Raw genomic sequence first — 18,666 nt, 5'->3', positions numbered from 1 at the left:
ACCGTAGGGAGTAGGAAGTGATGCGTATGTATAAACCAGCCGCTGAGCTGTTGTTCCATGAATCTGTTTCACTTTTTGACCGATTTGGCGATGATCTGATTTTATACCGGGATCAAGGCGGATTTACAAAATGTGATTTGGATTTGAGAATACGGTGGGAGACAGCATGTGCGTATGTTCCGTTCACGTGGTTCTTTGAGCCGGACGGATACCGTGTGTTCATCGTTTTTGAAGAAACTTCATTGTTTGGTTTACTCGATTTAAGAGACGGACGTCTCCAATATATGAATCGCCCCATCTTCTTTGCTGATGCCTGGTTCAGTAATCTGTATGAATGGCGAGACAATCAGATTTTTATGTACTCGGCTGAGACCGATGTCGTGCGTTATTGTTTTGAAAAACAGGAAGGAACTTTTTCGGATTATGACGAAGCTCCTCTATTAGGACGTTTGATTGAACGGGGGTATCATCCGCAGTATGCGTTCGAACGTCTGCTCGCACCTGGAACGATGATTTCCTATGATGTGAATCAATCACGTTATGTCATTTGGGATGCGTTTACGGAACAGGAACAGTTGATTCCGTTTTCCGAGTATGACGACTATTTGTTGGTCGACAGCCGGAAAAATCTGTTTTCTGTCACGGATGCCAATCGATTTTATCTGTACGAAAAAGAGCAACTGAAATTTAAATTTGATGGGTGCCAGTCATCGATCCTGTTAAAGACGGTTTTACTGGATGAATCGGCGCAACGTCTGGCCATCGTCTCGACGTCGGCGAATTTCGGAAATACGTGGCTCCAGATTTTTCAAAAGACGTAAACACATCCTTTGTCGTAGCGGGCGAAGGATGTGTTTCTTGTATAGAGAGAGGAAGATGACAGATGGAACGTTTTGGTCAATACGTAGTGCGCTTTCGAAAAGGCACCAGCGTTACCTGGGTGGTGCTGTTGCTGATTCTTGGTTATTTTGCGGTGCAACTCCCGGATCAGCTGAAGGGAAACGGCTTTACACGGGACGGAGAGTTTCAACAAGTCGAACGCACGTTAGAAAAAGAATTTAAGCAGGACCCACACCAAATCATCGTTTTGTTTGAAGGGAAAACAGAAACCATCCGGCAGGAGATGCAGCGTCACGTCACGGCGTTTCGGACCATCCAAGGAGTGGGACAGGTTATCGGTGTCCAGGAAAATCCGGAAGCTTTAAAAGACGGAAAAGGATATGTCTCGATCGGGATACCGGACATTGACCCTTCCTGGGTGAAGGCGGTGCAGGAAAAACTGGATCCGCAAGACGGCAATACGATTCGCCTGACAGGAGAGCCGTTGATCGTCGACGATTTGAATACCGCATCGAAAAATGATTTGGTCCGGGCGGAATTGATTGGCGTACCGGCAGCGTTACTTGTCTTATTTCTTGTTTTCGGGACGCCGCTTGCTGCCATCTTGCCGCTCATCATGGGACTCGTCACGTTCATCTTCGGAGCCGGGACGTTGTATTTCATCGCCGGACAACAGGAATTGTCCATCTTTGTCTTAAATGCCGTAGCGATGATTTCACTGGCCCTCGGAATCGATTTTTCCCTGCTTTACGTCAACCGGTTCCGGGAAGAACGGGCAGCCGGACGGTCGATTACGGCAGCAGCGGAAGTTTCGGTTGCGACGGCCGGACGATCGATTTTATTTTCCGGGATTTGTGTGTTCGTCGGACTGGCGGGCTTACTTGTCATTGATGTCGATGTGTTTCAAGCAGTTGCGATCGGCACGCTGGTTTCGGTACTGGGCGCCGTCATCAGCGCTGTGACCTTACTTCCGGCCCTGCTCGCACTACTCGGGGGCAGTCTGGAAAAAGGGCGGATTTTTAAAGCGGATTCGGAGCAGGGGGAAGTCCGATGGCGTAAGCTCGCCCGGTTCGTCATGAAACGTCCGGTTGCCATCACCCTTTTTTCACTCCTTCTTCTTTTGCCGTGTTTAATTCCGTTGCGCGATTTGGAACTGAACATTCCGCAAGCAAGCGCGTTACCGGAAGATTATGAATCACGCCTCGCTTTTGAAGCGTGGGAAAAAACCTTTGGCGACGATGGGACCGATGCCGTCGTCTTGCTAAAAGCTGATTTTCAAACGGAACAAGGTGTCGAAAAACTGGAAGCGTTGACGACACGACTCGAAGCAGATGACGGAGTAAGCAGTGTCATTTCAGCGACGGCGCTGGCGGAAGCGAATGGACAGACCGTGACCCAGCTTGCTGCGAACGAACAGGGAAAAGAACAGTTGGCGCCTTTGATTACGTTTGATCAAGGAGTTGCCCGGATCAATGTCAAGCTGACGGGAGATCCGGGAGACAAGAGTTCACAAAAATGGGTCCGCGACGTGCGAGACCAAGGATACCAGGTCGGGGGACCGGCAGCCTTTAATCAGGAAATCTATGATGAAATCTACTCAAAAATGCCGCTCGCGCTAGGTCTTGTCTTACTTGCGACATTCATCATCCTGTTGTTTGCGTTCCAGTCGATTTTGATTCCGATCAAAGCCATCTTGATGAATCTACTCAGCCTCGGAGCAACATTTGGTCTGCTCGTCATTTTATTTGAATCGGGCTGGGTTTTCCCGGCCGAAACAATCGGTATCTTAACCCCTGTGTTCATCTTCTCGCTTGTTTTCGGATTATCGATGGACTACGAAGTATTCCTCGTCTCACGAATGGAAGAATACTACGATGAGACCGGGGATAATGACCTCGCAACGGAAATGGGACTGGCGAAGACGAGTAAAATCATCACCTCCGCCGCCTTGATCATGATTGTCGTCACCGGTGCATTTGCGTTTACCGGCGTCAGTCCGATTAAACAGCTTGGTGTCGGAATTGCTTTGGCGATTTTCATTGACGCGACGATCGTCCGGATGTTCCTTGTTCCGGCACTGATGAAGCTGTTCGGACACTGGAACTGGTGGTGGCCGGGCGGACGGCGAAAACGAAAATACCGGATCTGATCATCGTTCAGAACATCAGTGAAGCACATCATTAGTCATTTAAAGCAGGGCGGGCGTATACTGACGATATTCAAGTTAAGATTTCAGAGGAGGATATGCTTCAATGGCTAATGAAAAGATGTTTGATACGTTTACACTTCCAAACGGAGTGACCCTTAAAAACCGGATTATGATGGCGCCGATGACGAACTACGCGGCGGAAGAAAACGGTGAAGTTTCAGAAGCGGAGCTTGCATACTACGCAGCACGTTCAGGTGGAGTCGGTGCAGTCATTACAGCATGTGCCAACGTCACAGCAGACGGTCAGGGATTCCCGAACGAGTTTGGCGCAGAGCGCGATGAATTGATTCCGAGCCTGAAACGTCTCGCTACAACAATCCAAGATCAAGGCGCAAAAGCGATTCTGCAAATTTTCCACGCGGGTCGTATGGCACCACCGGAACTCGTCGGCGGACAAACAGTCAGCGCAAGTGCAGTAGCACCAGAACGTGAAGGCGCAATGACACCACGTGCACTGGAAGCAGCAGAAGTCGAAGCGATCATCGAAGCATTCGGTCAAGCAACACGCCGTGCGATGGAAGCCGGATTTGACGGAGTGGAAATTCATGGTGCGAACACGTACTTAATTCAACAATTCGTTTCTCCGCACTCGAACCGTCGTGAGGACAAATGGGGCGGAAGTCTTGAAAAACGTCTTGCTTTCCCATTAGCTGTCGTCGATGCCGTCGAAGCCGTTGCAAAAAAAGATCCATCGTTTATCGTCGGTTATCGTTTCTCACCGGAAGAAGTTGAAAATCCGGGAATTACACTCGATGATACGATGCAACTCGTTGATGCACTTGCGAAAAAAGATCTCGACTACCTGCACGTTTCCGTCATGGACTTCTTTGCAGGATCGATTCGTGATCAAAACGAAACACGTTCGCCAATCAGTCTCGTACAAGAACGTGTCGGTCAACACGTTCCGGTCATCGGTGTCGGTTCACTCCATACACCGGAAGAAGTCGAGCGTTCACTTGAAGTCGTGCCACTCGTCGCTCTTGGCCGTGAGTTAATCATGGAACCAAAATGGGTTGAAAAAGTAGAAGCTGGCGAAACGGAATCGATTCGGACAGAACTCGATCCGTCGGCACAGTCTGAACTCGTCGTGCCGGATGCACTATGGCAGGGAATCACGAGCCGTCCAGGCTGGTTCCCAATCAAACAAACAACAAAATAAGAAATACGAAAAGGAGCAACTCAGAATTCTAAGTTGCTCCTTTTTTAGTGTCAGTAAGCGACTTCACCCATCCGGACACCACAAAAACGGTGCAGTTCAACGGGATGATCCATGTTCGTCCGGTCGAACATATCCTGCAGTAATAACGCACAGATGTAGGCATCTTCCTTCGCATCGTGATGCTTAAAAGATACACCTAAAAACTCCGCCATCGTATTTAGCTTATGGTTCGGCAACCACGGATAAAGCTTCCGTGACAATTTGACCGTACAACCATACTGAAATGTCGGCATTTGATATAAGTCATATTTTTGAACCGCTTTTTGGAGCGCACCCATATCGAAAGCTGCATTATGGGCAACGACGAGCTCGGCCTGTTCAATTAATTCAAACAAGCCGTGTGCCGCCATTGCTTCCGGTAAGGCCGGTGCATCCCAGACGTCACTCGGGCGAATGCCGTGGACACGGATATTACCGGCATCAAAGTCTTCTTCCGGATTGATTAAGACCTGCTTGCTTGTGAGGACTTTCCCAGCGGATAAAACAGACCAGCCAAAGGCACAGATGCTGCGGCTGTTCCGGTTCGCTGTTTCAAAATCAATCGCCAGTGTATAACGTTCCATATCATCTCTCCTTTTTAATCAGCATACCGTATTTCGATTTAGAATGCATGTTCGTCTTTTCGTTTAATCAAAAAGTCCGTCTGTCTTTGAGACAGGACGGACTTTTTGATTATTTAGCCTGTACCGCTTTTTCTTGTGCTTCAGGTTCCGTATACGCATCGGGCTTAAAGAGCATGATCCGGTCACGGTAGGCAAAAACGACAGCCGTCAAAACGGCCATTAAATCAGCAATCGGGAAGGCGAACCAAACCCCTTGTACTCCAAAAAAGATAGGTAAAATCAGGACGAGTGGAATCGTATATAAGGTCTGCCGCGAGAGCGACAGGAACAAGGCGATCCGCGCCTTGGCAAGTGATTGATACATTCCGTTGATGATCATCTGAATCCCGTAAACGAATGAAATTGCGAATAAAATCCGCATCGCGGTCGAACCTTCATTGAGTAATGTCACATCTTCCGTAAACATTCCGACCCAAAAACGGGGGAACAGCTGGATTAACAGCCAAAGCGTGATCGACAGGCTCAAACCGTAGCGAATGGCCAGTTTGATTGCTTGTGACATCCGATCAAACTGTTTCGACCCGAAATTGTAGCCGACAATCGGCTGCATCCCTTGGACGATTCCCATGATTGGCATTCCGACAAGTGCCATGAACTTATTGATGACGGCAAAGATCGCAAGTTCCGTCGTACCGCCGTAGCGGACGAGCATATGGTTGACGGTGATGAATAAAATGGACTGTGACACTTGCATGATGAAAGACGATGAGCCGATCTGTCCCATCCGACCGACCAGTTTGGGATCAAACCGAAAGGCTTCACGGTCAAGGACAAGACTTGTTTTTTTCGCTTTCGTAAAGAAAAACCTGAAAATCAGAACGGAACCGACGATTTGCGCGACGACCGTCCCAAGCGCAGCCCCTTGAATGCCCCAGTCGAGTCCGAAAATAAACAGGGGCGTCAAGACGATGTTGATGGCGACTGTCGTCAGCATGACACGCATCTGATAACTGGCACGTCCTTCTGCCCGAAGCATGGCGCTCGAAGCCATCGTCAACATGAAGAACGGGGAACCGAGTAACAGGACACGGAGGAAATCAATACTGTATGGCATGATTTCCGGTGTGGCACCGAACACCTGTAACAACGGTTCGACGAAGATGAATGCCGTGATAATCGCAAGCATACTGACGACGAAAACGGTCATCAGGACATTTGCATAGGCACGACTGGCACCTGCCAAATTTTTTTGACCAAGCCGCTGAGAAGCAATGGCCGCACCGCCGATTCCAATCGAGTTCGAGATGGCCATCAAGACGAGCTGAACGGGGAACGCAATGCCGACAGCCGCGACGGCAACCGTCCCGATTCCTTGTGCCACAAAAATCGTATCGACAATATTATAGAGAGCAGTCACAAGCATCCCGATCATCGCCGGGAGCGACAGGCCGATCAGGAGTTTGTTGATGGGTGCTTCTCCCAAACGAGCCGTATTTTTATTCATCATCAGGAGAGCCTCCTTTTTTTCAAAACAGGGACATGGATTTTCATTCAGATTAGTCGCTTCAACAACCGGATGCAAGTAATCGAATCAGGCAATGTGCAAAACGATCAAAAGACACTCCGCCGATTGAAGACGAAGTGCCTGCTTGAGATAACACAACTGGTTAAGATGGGGTCGGAAGATACCCTTTTGAGTATTCAAAAGCGATGAAGAGAATTGCACCAAGAGCCAGGTAAGCGAACAACGTAATCGTCTGTTGTTTTTTCGGCATTTGATGATACTCAACCGATTTTTCAGCTTCGAGTAACGGTTCAATCCGCTGGTCCAGTCGACGCAACAAGGCATCGTAATCATTAGCCGAATCATATTGGTAACGAAGCAAGTCATCGGCAGCACTTTTCGCTTCTTCCGGACTCGCACTCCGTAAATCCTGGAGGTCGTGTCGGAGTGACCAGGCGATCGGATCATAGGTCGAAACGGGTGCATCGTCCGGTTCGTCGACGGTCGAGTCCGTCACAGTTTCCGTTGCTGCCAATTGTTCCTGTTCGACTTTCGCTTGCAGGACACGGCTGCGTGCAGCACGGTATAACATTAAAATCGATTTATTGTCTTCGTATTGTTTCGCAAAACGGTATCGCTTCCAGACGGCACTTCCGCCGAGAAACGCGATCAATAACAAGATGATGCTGAAGTGTGTCACACCGTATGCAATCAGGGCGGCGAGACCGGCGACCCAAACGACAATCGGCAGACCGGCTAAAATCCGTCCGCCGTCAAGCGGACTGACGGGCAACAGGTTGAACAGGTTCAGCAAGGCCCCTAAATGGAAGATGACAAGCCAAAAATCGTTTCCCGTCACGGCGTATCCGATCAAAAGCGGGATGAGGGAGAGTAATCCGGCAAGCGGACCGCCATATGCCAAAATTGCTTCTTGTTTCGGGGTCCGGAATGTATCCTTGATTCCGATGACAGCTCCCATGAACGGAACGAAAATCGCCGGTCCGGTCTTGAAACCAAGCCGTTTGGCTGCTGCGAGATGCCCCATCTCATGAATGAACAGGAGATAAAGCAATCCGACACCAAACCAGACGCCAAAAATTTGTGCATAAAACAATAACGAGATACCGAACGAGATTAGCGTCCCGCCGAATTTAGAGAACTTTAAGAGAGCGAGCAGCACTTTACCTTTTGAGAGCAAAAATGCTCCGGCGACGGCTAAGCCTCCCCAACGTTTTTTATCCATCGTTCATAACCTTCTTTCATCATCTGACTCCTGTCTCTAGTGTACGCCAAAAGACGGGGGAAGGTTTCATTTCAGGTGTTCAATGGAAGGTGATGTAAAAACAACTTCCGCCACCGGGACGAGCTTCACTGCCAACGGACAGATGATGATGTTCCGCCAGTGCAGCAGCAATCGACAGACCAAGACCGCTGCCGGACCGGTCACGGGCTTCATCGAGCCGGTAAAACCGATCGAACAGACGCTTGCGCTGCTCCGCAGATAATGAGGTTCCACGGTCAAGCACTTCGAGCCGGTCCGGTCGAAGACGGATTTCCGGATCTTTGGCATATTTGATCGCATTATCGATGGAAATCGTCAAAATTCGGACAAGTGCTTCATGATTCGCTGTGACGGTTCCGATGGCATCGACTGGAATAGCAGTGTCATAGGCATGGTGCATCCGGTCCGCGACTTCCGTCCCGAGCTGCTTCAAGTCAACCGTCTCCGTCGTCGTTTCACCATAGCCGAGGCGGGATAATTCGAGCATCGGTTCAATCAGTCCACTCCGCATCGTGTGCGTTTCGTTCAGAATGTTACTGATGGATTCTTCGAGGACATCAGGATTTGTCTTGCCCCAGCGCTTCAGAAGTTTCGCATACCCTTCGATGACGGTCAGCGGCGTCTTCATCTCATGCGAGACATCCGCGACGAACTGCCGTTGCTGTTCCATTGTTTGATCGACACGTCCGATCATCCGGTTAAAGACTTTTCCGAGCTGTCCGATTTCATCATTTTGCTGTTCCGGAACAGTCTCAAGTGTACCGGAGTCGGAAATCCGTTCCATCGTCTGACCGAGTTGACGAAGTGGACGCAACGTTTGATAGGCGATGAAAAAACTGCTGAGAAAAGCGATGATGACGGCGACGATCAGGACGATCGAGAAGGCGAAAATCAGCGTCGAGACCGTATCGTCCACCGTGTCGTCTTCAAACAGATACGCCTGATCTTGATGGACGACGCCAAACCAGTTACCGGATTTGAACGGTTCGTCGCGGTTTGTCGGAATGCCGGGAAGATCGCGTGCCCGGACATCGCCGTTGACCGTCGCGGAATCGTCATCCTCTTCATCGTTTGCAATCACCCAACGTCCGTCGTTACGGGACAGGACGACGGAATCTTCATGAAGTGTCAATAATGCCCGGGTCGTCGAATCATCTTCCATCAGCTCCTCGGCCTGCTCGAGTTGTGTGAAACGGGATTCGATTAAATGGTCACGGACGACATACGTGACGACTAAAAAAGACAACAGCAATAAAAGGGTCGTGAACAACGTCACCGATAACGCAAGTTTGGTTCGTAACTTCATCCTTTCTCCTCCCTTAAAACATAGCCAATGCCACGAACGGTCTGAATGAGGGGAGACTGGCTGCGGTCCATTTTTTTGCGTAAATACCTGATGTAGACATCGACGATATTCGTTTCCCCGAAATAATCATAACCCCAGACCCGGTTAAGGATTTGCTCACGGGTCAAGACGTGTTCCTTGTTTTCCATCAGATAAGACAACAAATCAAATTCACGTGGCGTCAAATCAAGCGGAACATCGCTTCGAAACGCTTCATGCCGGTCCAAATCGAGTAAGACATCGGCGTAATGCAGCTGATTGGTTTCGACCGCTGTACGTATCGTCAAACGGAGTAACCCGCGGATCCGTGCCAACAGTTCCTCGATTTCAAACGGTTTCGTCACATAATCATTGGCACCGAGATCAAGACCGGCAACCTTATCATACACTTCGCCTCGTGCCGTCAACAGGATGACGGGAACCGGATTATTTTTTCCGCGAAGCCGCCGAAGCACCTCGAAGCCGCTGAGCTCCGGCATCATCACGTCAAGTAAGACGAGATCGATGTCGTTCTCAGCAGCTGCTAAGCCATCTTTACCGTTGAAGGCGACCTGCGTCGCGTATCCGGCGTGGTTTAATTCCAGTTCAAGTAGGCGGGCGATTTTTGAATCGTCCTCGACGATTAAGATGGTCGGTGCCATAGACTTCCTCCTTACGACTGTTCGTCGATTTCTGTCACTTGCTTAGATCCGTTCAACTCCAGTTCGACTTGTGAACCAACCTGTACATCATTATCCTGTTCCATGTTTTGCGCACGTTCAAACGTCACGTTTTTACCGTTTTGTTCAATGACGACTTGTGTGTCCGTCACACGGATCAATGCACCACGGATGTCTTGATCTTCCGCATCTTCACGGTCGAGCTCCCGGACGAGACCGGCTGCTGTCAGTTCAAGTTTGACGGTATCACCGGCTTGCGCTTTGTCGATCTCTGCGCGCTCGCTGAAGCGGTACGCTTGATCCGAACCATTTTGAGTCAAGACGATTTGTTCATTGGACAACTCTTTGACGACACCGGTGACTTCATTGCGGTCATCGTCGGATGAATCGTCATTGCGATCATCCCGGTCGTCATTTCGATCATCTTCCCGTTCAAGTTCCCGGACAAGACCGTCCTGATTGAGTTCAAGTTTAATCCAATCACCGGGCGTAGCTTGTTCGATTTCAGCAGATGAGGCAAACGAATACGATTGATCCGAACCATTTTGTGTCAGTGTCACCGATGTGTCGGATACTTCTTTTAACGTTCCTTCCATTTCCTGATCATCATCCCGGAATGAGCTTGGAAGCGACTGTTTGACGTTACTTGATACTTTTGTTGAAGCGGCTTCGACTTTTTGTTCCACTTGTTCTGACGTCGTAACCGTTGAATTGATAAGCGAATGTCCTGGACCGGTGAACAGCAAGAAGGCGCCTGCGCCTGTCAAAACGGTCCCTGTGATAGCGATTGAAGCGAGCCCGCGTTTCACCATATTTTTTTTAGGTTTGTCCGTACGTTTTTCGTTTGTCATGATAATTCCTCCTCCGTAGTGGTAGCTGCTTTTCTTATTCTTAGAATAGCGCCCGTACGTGAGAGGAGACTGAGGATTAGATTAAAATTTGATGAGAAATTAAATCGATTTGATGAAGCGGGCCGGATTTCCTCCGACCACCGTATTCGGAGCAACATCTTTGACGACGACACTTCCGGCTGCGATGACAGCATTGTCACCGATCGTTACGCCCGGTGCGATGACGGCACGTCCGCCGATCCAGACGTTGTCCCCGATGACAACCGGTTTCCCGAATTCATAACCGCTGTTGCGTTCGACCGGATCGAGCGGATGCGTCGCCGTATATATATGGACACCCGGAGCGAGCATACAGTTGTCGCCGATCGTAATCGGACAAATGTCGAGCAGTACACAATCGTAATTGGCATAAAACCGTGCGCCGAATGTAATGTTGTAGCCGTAATCACATTTAAAAGATGGTTCGATGTAAAAATCGGTCTGCTCGATTTGGAACAGTTCCTGCAGGAGCGACTTTCGGGCAGGTAACTCGTTGATGCTGAGTTGATTAAATTGATGACAAAGCATCTGAGCCCGCTTTCGATCAGCGACCAGTTCCGCATCTCCGGCTAAATACAATTGACCTTGAATCATTTTTTCTTTTTCCGTCATGTGAATCATCTCCTGTCATATGTATACCTTCATTAGACTAAACCGGGCAGGGAGAAGCAACTCATAACCAAAAAAGCAGCTTTGATGTCGCCATCAAAGCTGCCTGGTTGAAAAAAATTGAATTAAGCGAGTTCGATTCCGCCTGTGACACCATAAATTTGAGCTGTTACATAACTGGCGTCATCCGAAGCGAGGAAGACATAGACGCTCGAGAGTTCGACCGGTTGACCGCTTCGTTTAAGCGGTGTTTCCTGTCCGAATTCTGGAATGTTTTCGCTTGGTTGTCCTCCTGAAATCTGAAGTGGTGTCCAGATTGGACCCGGTGCAACCGAGTTGACGCGGATGCCTTTTGGCGCGACTTGTTTCGCAAGTCCGCGTGTGAAACCATTGATGGCAAATTTTGTTGACGCGTAGTCAAGCAGGTTCGCACTTGGATTGTATCCTTGAACCGAAGTCGTCGTGATGATGGAAGCTCCTTCTTTTAACAGCGGAAGAGCCGCTTTGACGACCCAAAACAATGAAAAGACGTTGATTTCATATGTTTTGCGGAGTTGTTCCGTCGACAGGTCCATGATGTCCTCGACAGCTTGTTGTTTACCGGCGACGAGTGCCAAAATATCAATTCCGCCTAGTGAATCATGTGCTTCTTTGACGAGTTGTTGACAGAACGTTTCGTCACTGAGGTCACCGGCAAGTAAGTATGCCTTTTGTCCGGCTGCTTCGACGAGTGCTTTGACTTCTTCCGCGTCTTGCTGTTCTTCCGGAAGATAATTGAGGAACACATCGGCACCTTCACGGGCATAAGCGATGGCAGCGGCGCGACCGATTCCGGAATCGCCTCCTGTGATCAAAGCTTTTTTGCCTTTTAATTTACCGGATCCTTTGTAGCTTTCTTCACCACAATCGGGGACGGGTTCCATTTTTGCCTGGACAGCCGGTGCCTCCTGATATTGTTTCGGGAAGTCATCATTGAAATATTGTGTAAGTGGATTGTTAGACTGTGACATGAATTGATTCCTCCTGTGATAGTGGTTTCGTTTGCATAAGAAGTATGTTCCCTGTCACTTCACGTCTAAACGTCAATTGATTAACCGAGTGAAGTTTTTAGCAGCTGTGGAAGGAGACCGGGCAAAGCAGCCGCAACAGATTATCGGAATTGATTAGATGAAAAATAAAAAAATCGGAATCCACGGATGTGGACTCCGATTTGAAGAGAGAAGGGGAAGGTGATGCATTAAACGCGTTCCGATGTCAGTTCATTCATGCCTTGTAAAGCTGCTTGGTTCAGCAGGTTCCATGGTTTGTTGTAATGCGGTTGGAAGAAGAAGTCGACGAACGCCAATTCTTCGAGCGTCATGTCGTTTTGAATGGCCACCGATAACGTATTCATGGCTTGTGTCAAATCAACTTTTGAGATGATTTGCGCTCCGACAAGACGGTGAGTCGTTGTTTCATAAACGAGTTTCAATTGGACATTTTCAGCTGTCGGCATAAACTCAGGACGGTAGGCATCCTGAACCGTCGTACTCGCTACCTCCAAACCGAAGAATGGAGCGGCATCTTCCGTCAGACCGGTCGAAGCAATGTTCAAGTCATACAAGCGGAGACCGGATGTACCTTGCGTCCCCTGGTAACGGATTGTCGGAGCAAGCAGGTTTTTCCCGACAAGTGTCCCCATACGGACGGCATTCGTTGCGAGTGGAATATATGCATGTGTCCGGGCCGGATTGTAATAGACGGCACAGCTGTCACCGGCAGCAAAGATGTTCGGATTACTTGTCCGCATATAGTCGTCGACGATGATGGCACCGTTCGGTAACATGTCGATTTGTCCTTTTAACAATTCCGTGCTTGGTCGGAAACCAACACAGAGAATGACGAGATCCGTTTCAAACGTTCCTTTATCCGTGACGACTTGTGTGACGTTTCCATCAACACCGGTAAAGCTTTGAACAGTCTGGTTCAGTTCCAAACGAATGCCGCGATCCGTCAATTCGTTTTCGATGATGTCGGTGAATGAACGATCCAGGTATTTATTTAAAATCCGGTCGGCACTGTCGATGAACGTGACGTCTTTACCGTATGCTTCAAACGCTTCAACCAGTTCGGCACCGATATAACCGGCACCGATGACTGTGATTCGCTGGGCATCCGTCGCTTTTTTGATGATTGTTTGGGCATGGTGATAGTTTTTACAAAGCTCGATTTGATTGAGTTCAATACCCGGTAACATCGGAATGATCGGCCATGAACCCGTCGTCATGATCAATTTATCGTACGTATCATAAACGGTTTCACCCGTTACGAGGTTTTTGGCAACAATCGTTTGATTCGTGCTGTCGATTTCGAGAACATCATGTTTTAAGCGCATGTCTGCACCAAGCTCAGCCAGTTCATCCGGTGAAGAATAAAACAGCGACTCCGCATGCTCGACGACGCCACCGACGTGAAGCGCGATACCGCAAGAGAGGAAAGAGACGTTATCGTTTCGTTCATAAACAGTGATATCCAATTGCTCGTGCTGTGAAGTCAATTCTTTAACTGCTGCTGTTCCTGCGTGTGTACAACCGATGACTGCTACTTTCATGAGTAAAGTCCCCTTTTTGTTTTGTTTGTGATAAAAATCACATTCATTTGATATCCTTAGTGTATTACTTCACAAAGTGGTTTTCAAGTTTTTTGTTCAATATTGAGCAAAGATTTGTCTAAAATGTGAATGAGTGAGCAAGTGAGTGTCGTCTATATCAGTTTTGTTAAAAACGTGTAAAACTGTTTCAGTTTCTGAAGTTCAGGTTATAATGAAAGGGACAACAAAACGAAAGGGTGGAAACCGATGGACACCGAGAGGACCGATCATCTATTCAGCTTACCTGATTTTTAGCAGCGCCAATCTTCATTGAACAGGAAGGTAATGGCTTGAAAAAAATCAGGGAGAGCGAAAATAGATGAATACCCAAACGGGACAATTACATCCTCTCCCATGGAAGATACGGGAGAGGACAACACATGAAACGAATTATTACCATCTTAGCCGGAACGCTGCTTATGGCGTTTGGCTACTACACCTTGAATGAACAATTTGGTTTGGCAGAAGGCGGATTTATCGGGTTATCATTGCTCGGACGCTACTTTTTTGACATCAATCCATCGATTTCGATGATTGTACTCGATATTCCATTTTTTATCGGAGCACTCTATTTTAAAGGCAAACGGTTTGTCGGGGAAGCGCTGATTTCAGCAAGCGCCTTGTCTCTGTTTTACGAAATGTGGTACCGACTGGATCTGTTTCATTTTCCGGAACAGGCCTGGCCGGCAACGCTGATTGCGGCCGTCGCAAGCGGTATCGTGACCGGATATGGTCTCGGACTCGTCTTGAAAAGCGGCGCGGCAACAGGAGGCGACGATTTATTGTCGATGGGTCTCAGTAAGCTGACCGGCTTATCGATCGGGACGATTTTATTTAGTCTTGATGCCGTCGTCCTTGTCATCTCACTCGTCTATCTGCCGTTGAGCTTAACGTTATATACGTTGCTTGCCGTCGCGATTGCGGGGCGTGTTGTTTCAGTGATGACGCGTGAACCGGTTGAGGTAGCAATTCCGGTAACAGAGTTGAAGTGAACCGAATCAAACCTTCCTGATATCAGGAGGGTTTTTGTTTTAGGATAATAAGAGAAGAAGAAAGGAGCAAAATCAAATGATCAGACAAGCGACTGCGAATGACGCGGATCAAATCGCGCCGTTGATTGAACAGGCGATTCATGAAATTGCCGAGACGCTGACCGGAACGCAGGAGAAGGAATTAATTTTGGAGCGGCTCGCGCTGTTTGTTACGCAAACCGGAAACCGGTTGAGTCACGAGAATATCCTTGTCAAAGAACTCGACGGACGTGTCGTCGGCATCGTCATCACGTATGCCGGATTTGATGCAGCGCGGTTGGATGAACCGATTAAGCGTCAGCTCCGCGAGTGGACAGGACAGGACGTGCAAATTGATCAGGAGACGGAAGGTGATGTCTTTTATCTCGATACGTTATCCGTTGATGCAGCATACGGTGGAAAGGGAATCGGGTCTGAACTATTGCAGGCAGCGGCGGACGAAGGCCAACGGCGTGGATTACGGGCCTTTACGTTAAATGCGGATCAGACAAATGCGGGGGCGCAACGATTGTATCGACGTCTTGGATTCGTACCGGTCAAGACGATTGAAATCAGTGGTGGACAATTTGACTATATGGAACGACCGTATTCAACTTGAATGACGAGGGAAGTGCTTCGAATTCGTTTTAAGATTCGTTGATACGCAGACAAGACTTCGCTTTCCGCTTTTCCCGCAGGAGACTTCGTGTTGTCTGCTTCTCCATGACGTTTTGTTAAGCTGTTAAGATCGATACAATAAGAATCTGGATTCAAAAAATCACTCGCTTCACGCGACTCCTACAGGAAAACGCGTGAAGCGAGTGATTTTTTTACGTTAAGCTTAATTAGGTGGCGATGATTTGTGATTCGTTGGAGTCGACCGGATCCATCACTTTAAAAAACGTTGTAACAGAACGGATTCGACAGGCGTAATCTGCTCTTCCAAACGAGAAGCTGCACACAACCGTAAACAACCCTTAAATCCGGTGACTTTTCTGATGCGCTTAAAGTAACAGACACGGTACAAATGACTGAGGATGAAGCGGGAAATACGTTCTGCCGGGTTTCGTAAAGACATTCGTCCTCCGTAGCGAATCAATAAAAAAGTACGGGCGACGTCCATCAGTGGATTGCCGATAGAGGCATCCATCCAATCGATAACGTACAGTTCTTCTTTTACGAGTAATAGATTATATGGATGAAAATCGCCATGACACAAAGCAGTGCCTCCTACTAGCCCATCATGATCAGGATACCGTTCCTGTAAAAGCGGTAAGCCGGCAATGGATAATGCATGAAGAAGTTTTTGTGATATGACCATTTTTGTCATGTAACGCCAAATCCTAAACGGATGACATTGCATCAGGTCACCGAGCGGTTCCCCTGACAGATACTCCATGCGAATGGATCGATTGACACAGTCATAGACTTGAGGGATCATCGGAAAATTATGACGAATCCGTTGATGATTTTGAAATTCCTGTTGAATGGCAGCGAATGGAATAGAATCGTGAAACTGTTTTCGAACAATCGTCTCGCTTTCTTTCTGGATCATCGCCGTATTTCCGCTTCCAATAATACTCATCCAAATTCGCTCCTTAACGTAAAATTAACCGATACAACCGTGCATCCGCATCTTCCGGCTCAAACCGCCGATCACTCGTGAAATGGAAAACTTCCGTTGCTTCAAGCGGCACATCCGCTGCCCTTAACCGTTCCAGCAATCGACCGGTCAGGTAGACTTCCTGTGATTTCGGCTCTGCCCGCCATTTACTTACAGATCCAATCGGAACGATGGTGGCAGGCGGTCGTTTCATCAAAAACTGCCGGTCCTCTTCGTCGGTGAAGACGGTTGCTGACGCCGGTAACTCGGTGATCGCTTCCGCCAGCTGAAGCGTTGCCGGCTGAGCAGTCGCCTGTTCATACAAGGCAATGCTGCCGATTACCAACTGGATGCATAAAAACGGAACGAGCCAACGGATCGATAAGTGCCGTACGAACAGGATGACGAGAAGCAGGACAAGCGGTAAGACATGCCGCGGCTTGTCGATATTTTGCGCGAACCAGACCCAAAGAAAATAACCGATCCCGGTTACAGACCACCAAAGTGAAAGCGGACGGATCCGTTGAGCGCATAAGAATAAAACAGAGGCAAGACCGAGCCAGGTCGCCAATCCGAATCCATGCCAGATCATTTGTTTTAGTGTTAATCCAAGTCGTTCGAGCAGCGAGGCTTGATCCGTTTGTGCCGTCCCTCCCCAGTCCGAAAAGTGTCCTGTCACGAAACTGAGCGACAACTGGGCAAAGGAGGCTGGTCCGCCGACAGAGAAGGCAACCGGCAACAACCAGGCGAGTTGAGCAAGCAGGAGAACGGCGGTTTCCGATACAAATTGCCATGCATCACGACGTGACTGCCACAGTAAAAACAAGAGGATGATGCCGAACGGCGCATATGACAGCCGGGTCGCCATTAACAGTCCGAACAGGAGGTACGGCAAAAGGCGGAAACGGTTCTGCCGGGCCTGTTCAACACTCCACATGAACCAACAGAGTACACCGAGTGCGAGACCGTCCGACATACCGGTTGCAGACAACGTGACAAGCGAAGCAATCGAGACGACTGTAAACGCGCTGAGCAACCGAACGGTGTCGAGGGAACAGCGTTTGAATAAAAGATACAACGGGATGACACCACTTGCGAGACCGAATGTCGAAATCATACCAAGTGCACGGACCGGATCGACACCAAGCCGCGCGAGACCGGTCGCGAGCAGGATGAAAAACGGGTATCCGGGGAAGTGCGGTTGCAGATTGGCCAGATCGTATTGACCGACAGCCAGTGTGAAATTCGCAATGTCGTAGCTTGCCACAAACGGACTGACGAATGCCAGACGGATGCCGGTGAACCCGAACAATAACAGACAAGCGATGAAAAAAAGCGATCGTCCACGTCGATGTGGATGACCGCTCCGAACCGTCATGAGACCTCCTGCAGTTTCTTAGCGGTTTTTGACGTCCGATTTTGACGTGTTAACATAAAACCGGCAAAGGCGAAGTATCCCCACCACGCGATGACCTGCTCGATGGATGGGTTGTGGCTGTAGCCGAACATCGCACCCATGAACGTGCCGATTTGTCCGCTGATCAAAGTCGTATTGCCCGTGTCCCGCAAATACTGGACTTGATCGATGTAGTGTTCCGGCATGAAAGCGACGATATTGTAAAGCGCAGCCGGTGTTCCGTCCGCATTCGTCAACAGACTGCCGAGCAAGCCGAGATCTTGGAACCGGCCAATCGTTTGCACAAGCATGCCCGCTGCAATGAATAAAATCAAGACGCCGGTCACTTGGAAAAAGCGCTTGACGGGAATCTTCATCGTCCCGGAAACGAACAGGTAACCGAAAATCAAGGCGAGCAGGAGACCGGAGACGGCACCGTAGCTCGTCAGGACTTTTTCGATTTCACCGCCGGAAATCGCGGCGAAGAAGAAGACCGTTTCGATCCCTTCCCGGACGATGACGAGGAACGAATGGACGATCATCGTAATCGCACTGCCGGTCGAGACGGCAGCCGCGACTTTCGCCTGTGAAGCCTGCTGGTTCTCTTTCGCCTCCTTGCCCATCCAAAGGACCATGTGCGTCAAGAGGAAAACCGAGATGATCATGATTCCAAGACGTAAATACGTATCGCTGCCGAAGCTTGCGAAACTCGTAAAGACGACCTGGAACAGGAAGGCGACACCCAGACTCGCGAGTAAGGCAAGTCCAACACCGGCGTAGACCCATTTTTTATATTGTGGTGCATTGAGCCGATCGAGATAACCGAGAATCAAGCCGACGATCAGGACGGCTTCGAGACATTCGCGAAGGGTGATTAAAAACGCCTGAAAATCCATGTGTCTTCCTCC

The 18,666-nt window shown here is 49.0% G+C and carries 17 protein-coding genes; 5 read left to right on the top strand and 12 right to left on the bottom strand.

Annotation, left to right across the window (positions count from 1 at the left end; genetic code table 11):
• Positions 1-26 precede the first annotated feature (26 nt).
• From AC3IRK_RS14740 to AC3IRK_RS14730, 3 genes are all read left to right on the top strand, one after another.
• A complete protein-coding gene (locus tag AC3IRK_RS14740; protein ID WP_489170171.1) occupies positions 27-821 on the top strand; it encodes a hypothetical protein in 795 nt (264 codons plus the stop codon).
• 62 nt (positions 822-883) lie between these two features.
• On the top strand, positions 884-2,989 hold the full coding sequence (locus tag AC3IRK_RS14735; RefSeq protein WP_489170170.1) for an MMPL family transporter: 2,106 nt from the start codon (positions 884-886) through the stop codon (positions 2,987-2,989).
• 103 nt (positions 2,990-3,092) lie between these two features.
• Positions 3,093-4,208 carry an NADH-dependent flavin oxidoreductase gene (locus AC3IRK_RS14730; RefSeq protein ID WP_131503475.1) on the top strand — a complete coding sequence of 372 codons (1,116 nt, stop codon included), beginning with the start codon at positions 3,093-3,095 and terminating at the stop codon, positions 4,206-4,208.
• Positions 4,209-4,258: 50 nt separating this feature from the next.
• Here AC3IRK_RS14730 and AC3IRK_RS14725 read toward each other — a convergent pair whose 3' ends face one another.
• From AC3IRK_RS14725 to AC3IRK_RS14685, 9 genes are all read right to left on the bottom strand, one after another.
• On the bottom strand, positions 4,259-4,831 hold the full coding sequence (locus tag AC3IRK_RS14725) for a 3'-5' exonuclease (RefSeq protein WP_131503474.1): 573 nt from the start codon (positions 4,829-4,831) through the stop codon (positions 4,259-4,261).
• Positions 4,832-4,940: 109 nt separating this feature from the next.
• The gene (locus AC3IRK_RS14720; RefSeq protein ID WP_489170169.1) at positions 4,941-6,338 is read right to left on the bottom strand and encodes an MATE family efflux transporter; all 1,398 of its coding nucleotides are present in this window, start codon (positions 6,336-6,338) and stop codon (positions 4,941-4,943) included.
• Between the two features lie 160 nt (positions 6,339-6,498).
• On the bottom strand, positions 6,499-7,578 hold the full coding sequence (locus AC3IRK_RS14715; protein ID WP_131503472.1) for a site-2 protease family protein: 1,080 nt from the start codon (positions 7,576-7,578) through the stop codon (positions 6,499-6,501).
• 79 nt (positions 7,579-7,657) lie between these two features.
• Entirely contained in the window at positions 7,658-8,923 is a 1,266-nt protein-coding gene (locus AC3IRK_RS14710; RefSeq protein WP_489170168.1) for a sensor histidine kinase, read from the bottom strand.
• Positions 8,920-9,603, bottom strand: a complete 684-nt coding sequence (locus AC3IRK_RS14705) for a response regulator transcription factor (RefSeq protein ID WP_131503470.1) — start codon at positions 9,601-9,603, stop codon at positions 8,920-8,922. The genes AC3IRK_RS14710 and AC3IRK_RS14705 overlap by 4 nt, the downstream gene beginning before the upstream one ends.
• A gap of 11 nt (positions 9,604-9,614) precedes the next feature.
• The gene (locus tag AC3IRK_RS14700; RefSeq protein ID WP_131503469.1) at positions 9,615-10,472 is read right to left on the bottom strand and encodes a hypothetical protein; all 858 of its coding nucleotides are present in this window, start codon (positions 10,470-10,472) and stop codon (positions 9,615-9,617) included.
• 99 nt (positions 10,473-10,571) lie between these two features.
• On the bottom strand, positions 10,572-11,123 hold the full coding sequence (locus tag AC3IRK_RS14695) for a maltose acetyltransferase domain-containing protein (protein ID WP_131503468.1): 552 nt from the start codon (positions 11,121-11,123) through the stop codon (positions 10,572-10,574).
• A gap of 122 nt (positions 11,124-11,245) precedes the next feature.
• The gene (locus tag AC3IRK_RS14690; protein ID WP_290828182.1) at positions 11,246-12,130 is read right to left on the bottom strand and encodes an SDR family oxidoreductase; all 885 of its coding nucleotides are present in this window, start codon (positions 12,128-12,130) and stop codon (positions 11,246-11,248) included.
• 227 nt (positions 12,131-12,357) lie between these two features.
• Positions 12,358-13,710: an FAD-dependent oxidoreductase gene (locus AC3IRK_RS14685; protein WP_489170167.1), complete on the bottom strand. Its 1,353-nt coding sequence runs from the start codon at positions 13,708-13,710 to the stop codon at positions 12,358-12,360.
• Between the two features lie 419 nt (positions 13,711-14,129).
• Between AC3IRK_RS14685 and AC3IRK_RS14680 the strand changes: the two genes are divergently transcribed.
• Together AC3IRK_RS14680 and AC3IRK_RS14675 are read left to right on the top strand one after the other, a co-directional pair.
• Complete coding sequence (locus AC3IRK_RS14680) at positions 14,130-14,741, top strand: YitT family protein (protein WP_131973479.1); 612 nt, start codon at positions 14,130-14,132, stop codon at positions 14,739-14,741.
• Between the two features lie 76 nt (positions 14,742-14,817).
• Positions 14,818-15,378, top strand: a complete 561-nt coding sequence (locus AC3IRK_RS14675) for a GNAT family N-acetyltransferase (protein ID WP_131503465.1) — start codon at positions 14,818-14,820, stop codon at positions 15,376-15,378.
• A gap of 270 nt (positions 15,379-15,648) precedes the next feature.
• On the opposite strand, the gene AC3IRK_RS14670 is transcribed toward AC3IRK_RS14675, so the two are convergent.
• From AC3IRK_RS14670 to AC3IRK_RS14660, 3 genes are read right to left on the bottom strand one after another with little or no spacing between them, the layout of a single operon-like run.
• Positions 15,649-16,344 (bottom strand): phosphotransferase family protein, encoded by a 696-nt coding sequence (locus AC3IRK_RS14670; protein ID WP_489170166.1) that lies wholly within the window; start codon positions 16,342-16,344, stop codon positions 15,649-15,651.
• A 13-nt stretch (positions 16,345-16,357) separates the two neighbouring features.
• A complete protein-coding gene (locus tag AC3IRK_RS14665) occupies positions 16,358-17,740 on the bottom strand; it encodes a hypothetical protein (protein ID WP_489170165.1) in 1,383 nt (460 codons plus the stop codon).
• Positions 17,737-18,654 (bottom strand): FTR1 family iron permease, encoded by a 918-nt coding sequence (locus AC3IRK_RS14660; protein WP_131503463.1) that lies wholly within the window; start codon positions 18,652-18,654, stop codon positions 17,737-17,739. The genes AC3IRK_RS14665 and AC3IRK_RS14660 overlap by 4 nt, the downstream gene beginning before the upstream one ends.
• Between the last annotated feature and the right edge of the window lie 12 nt (positions 18,655-18,666).

This window comes from Exiguobacterium sp. GL_137, from assembly GCF_057834585.1.
This window is presented reverse-complemented; position numbering and strand designations above follow the sequence as displayed.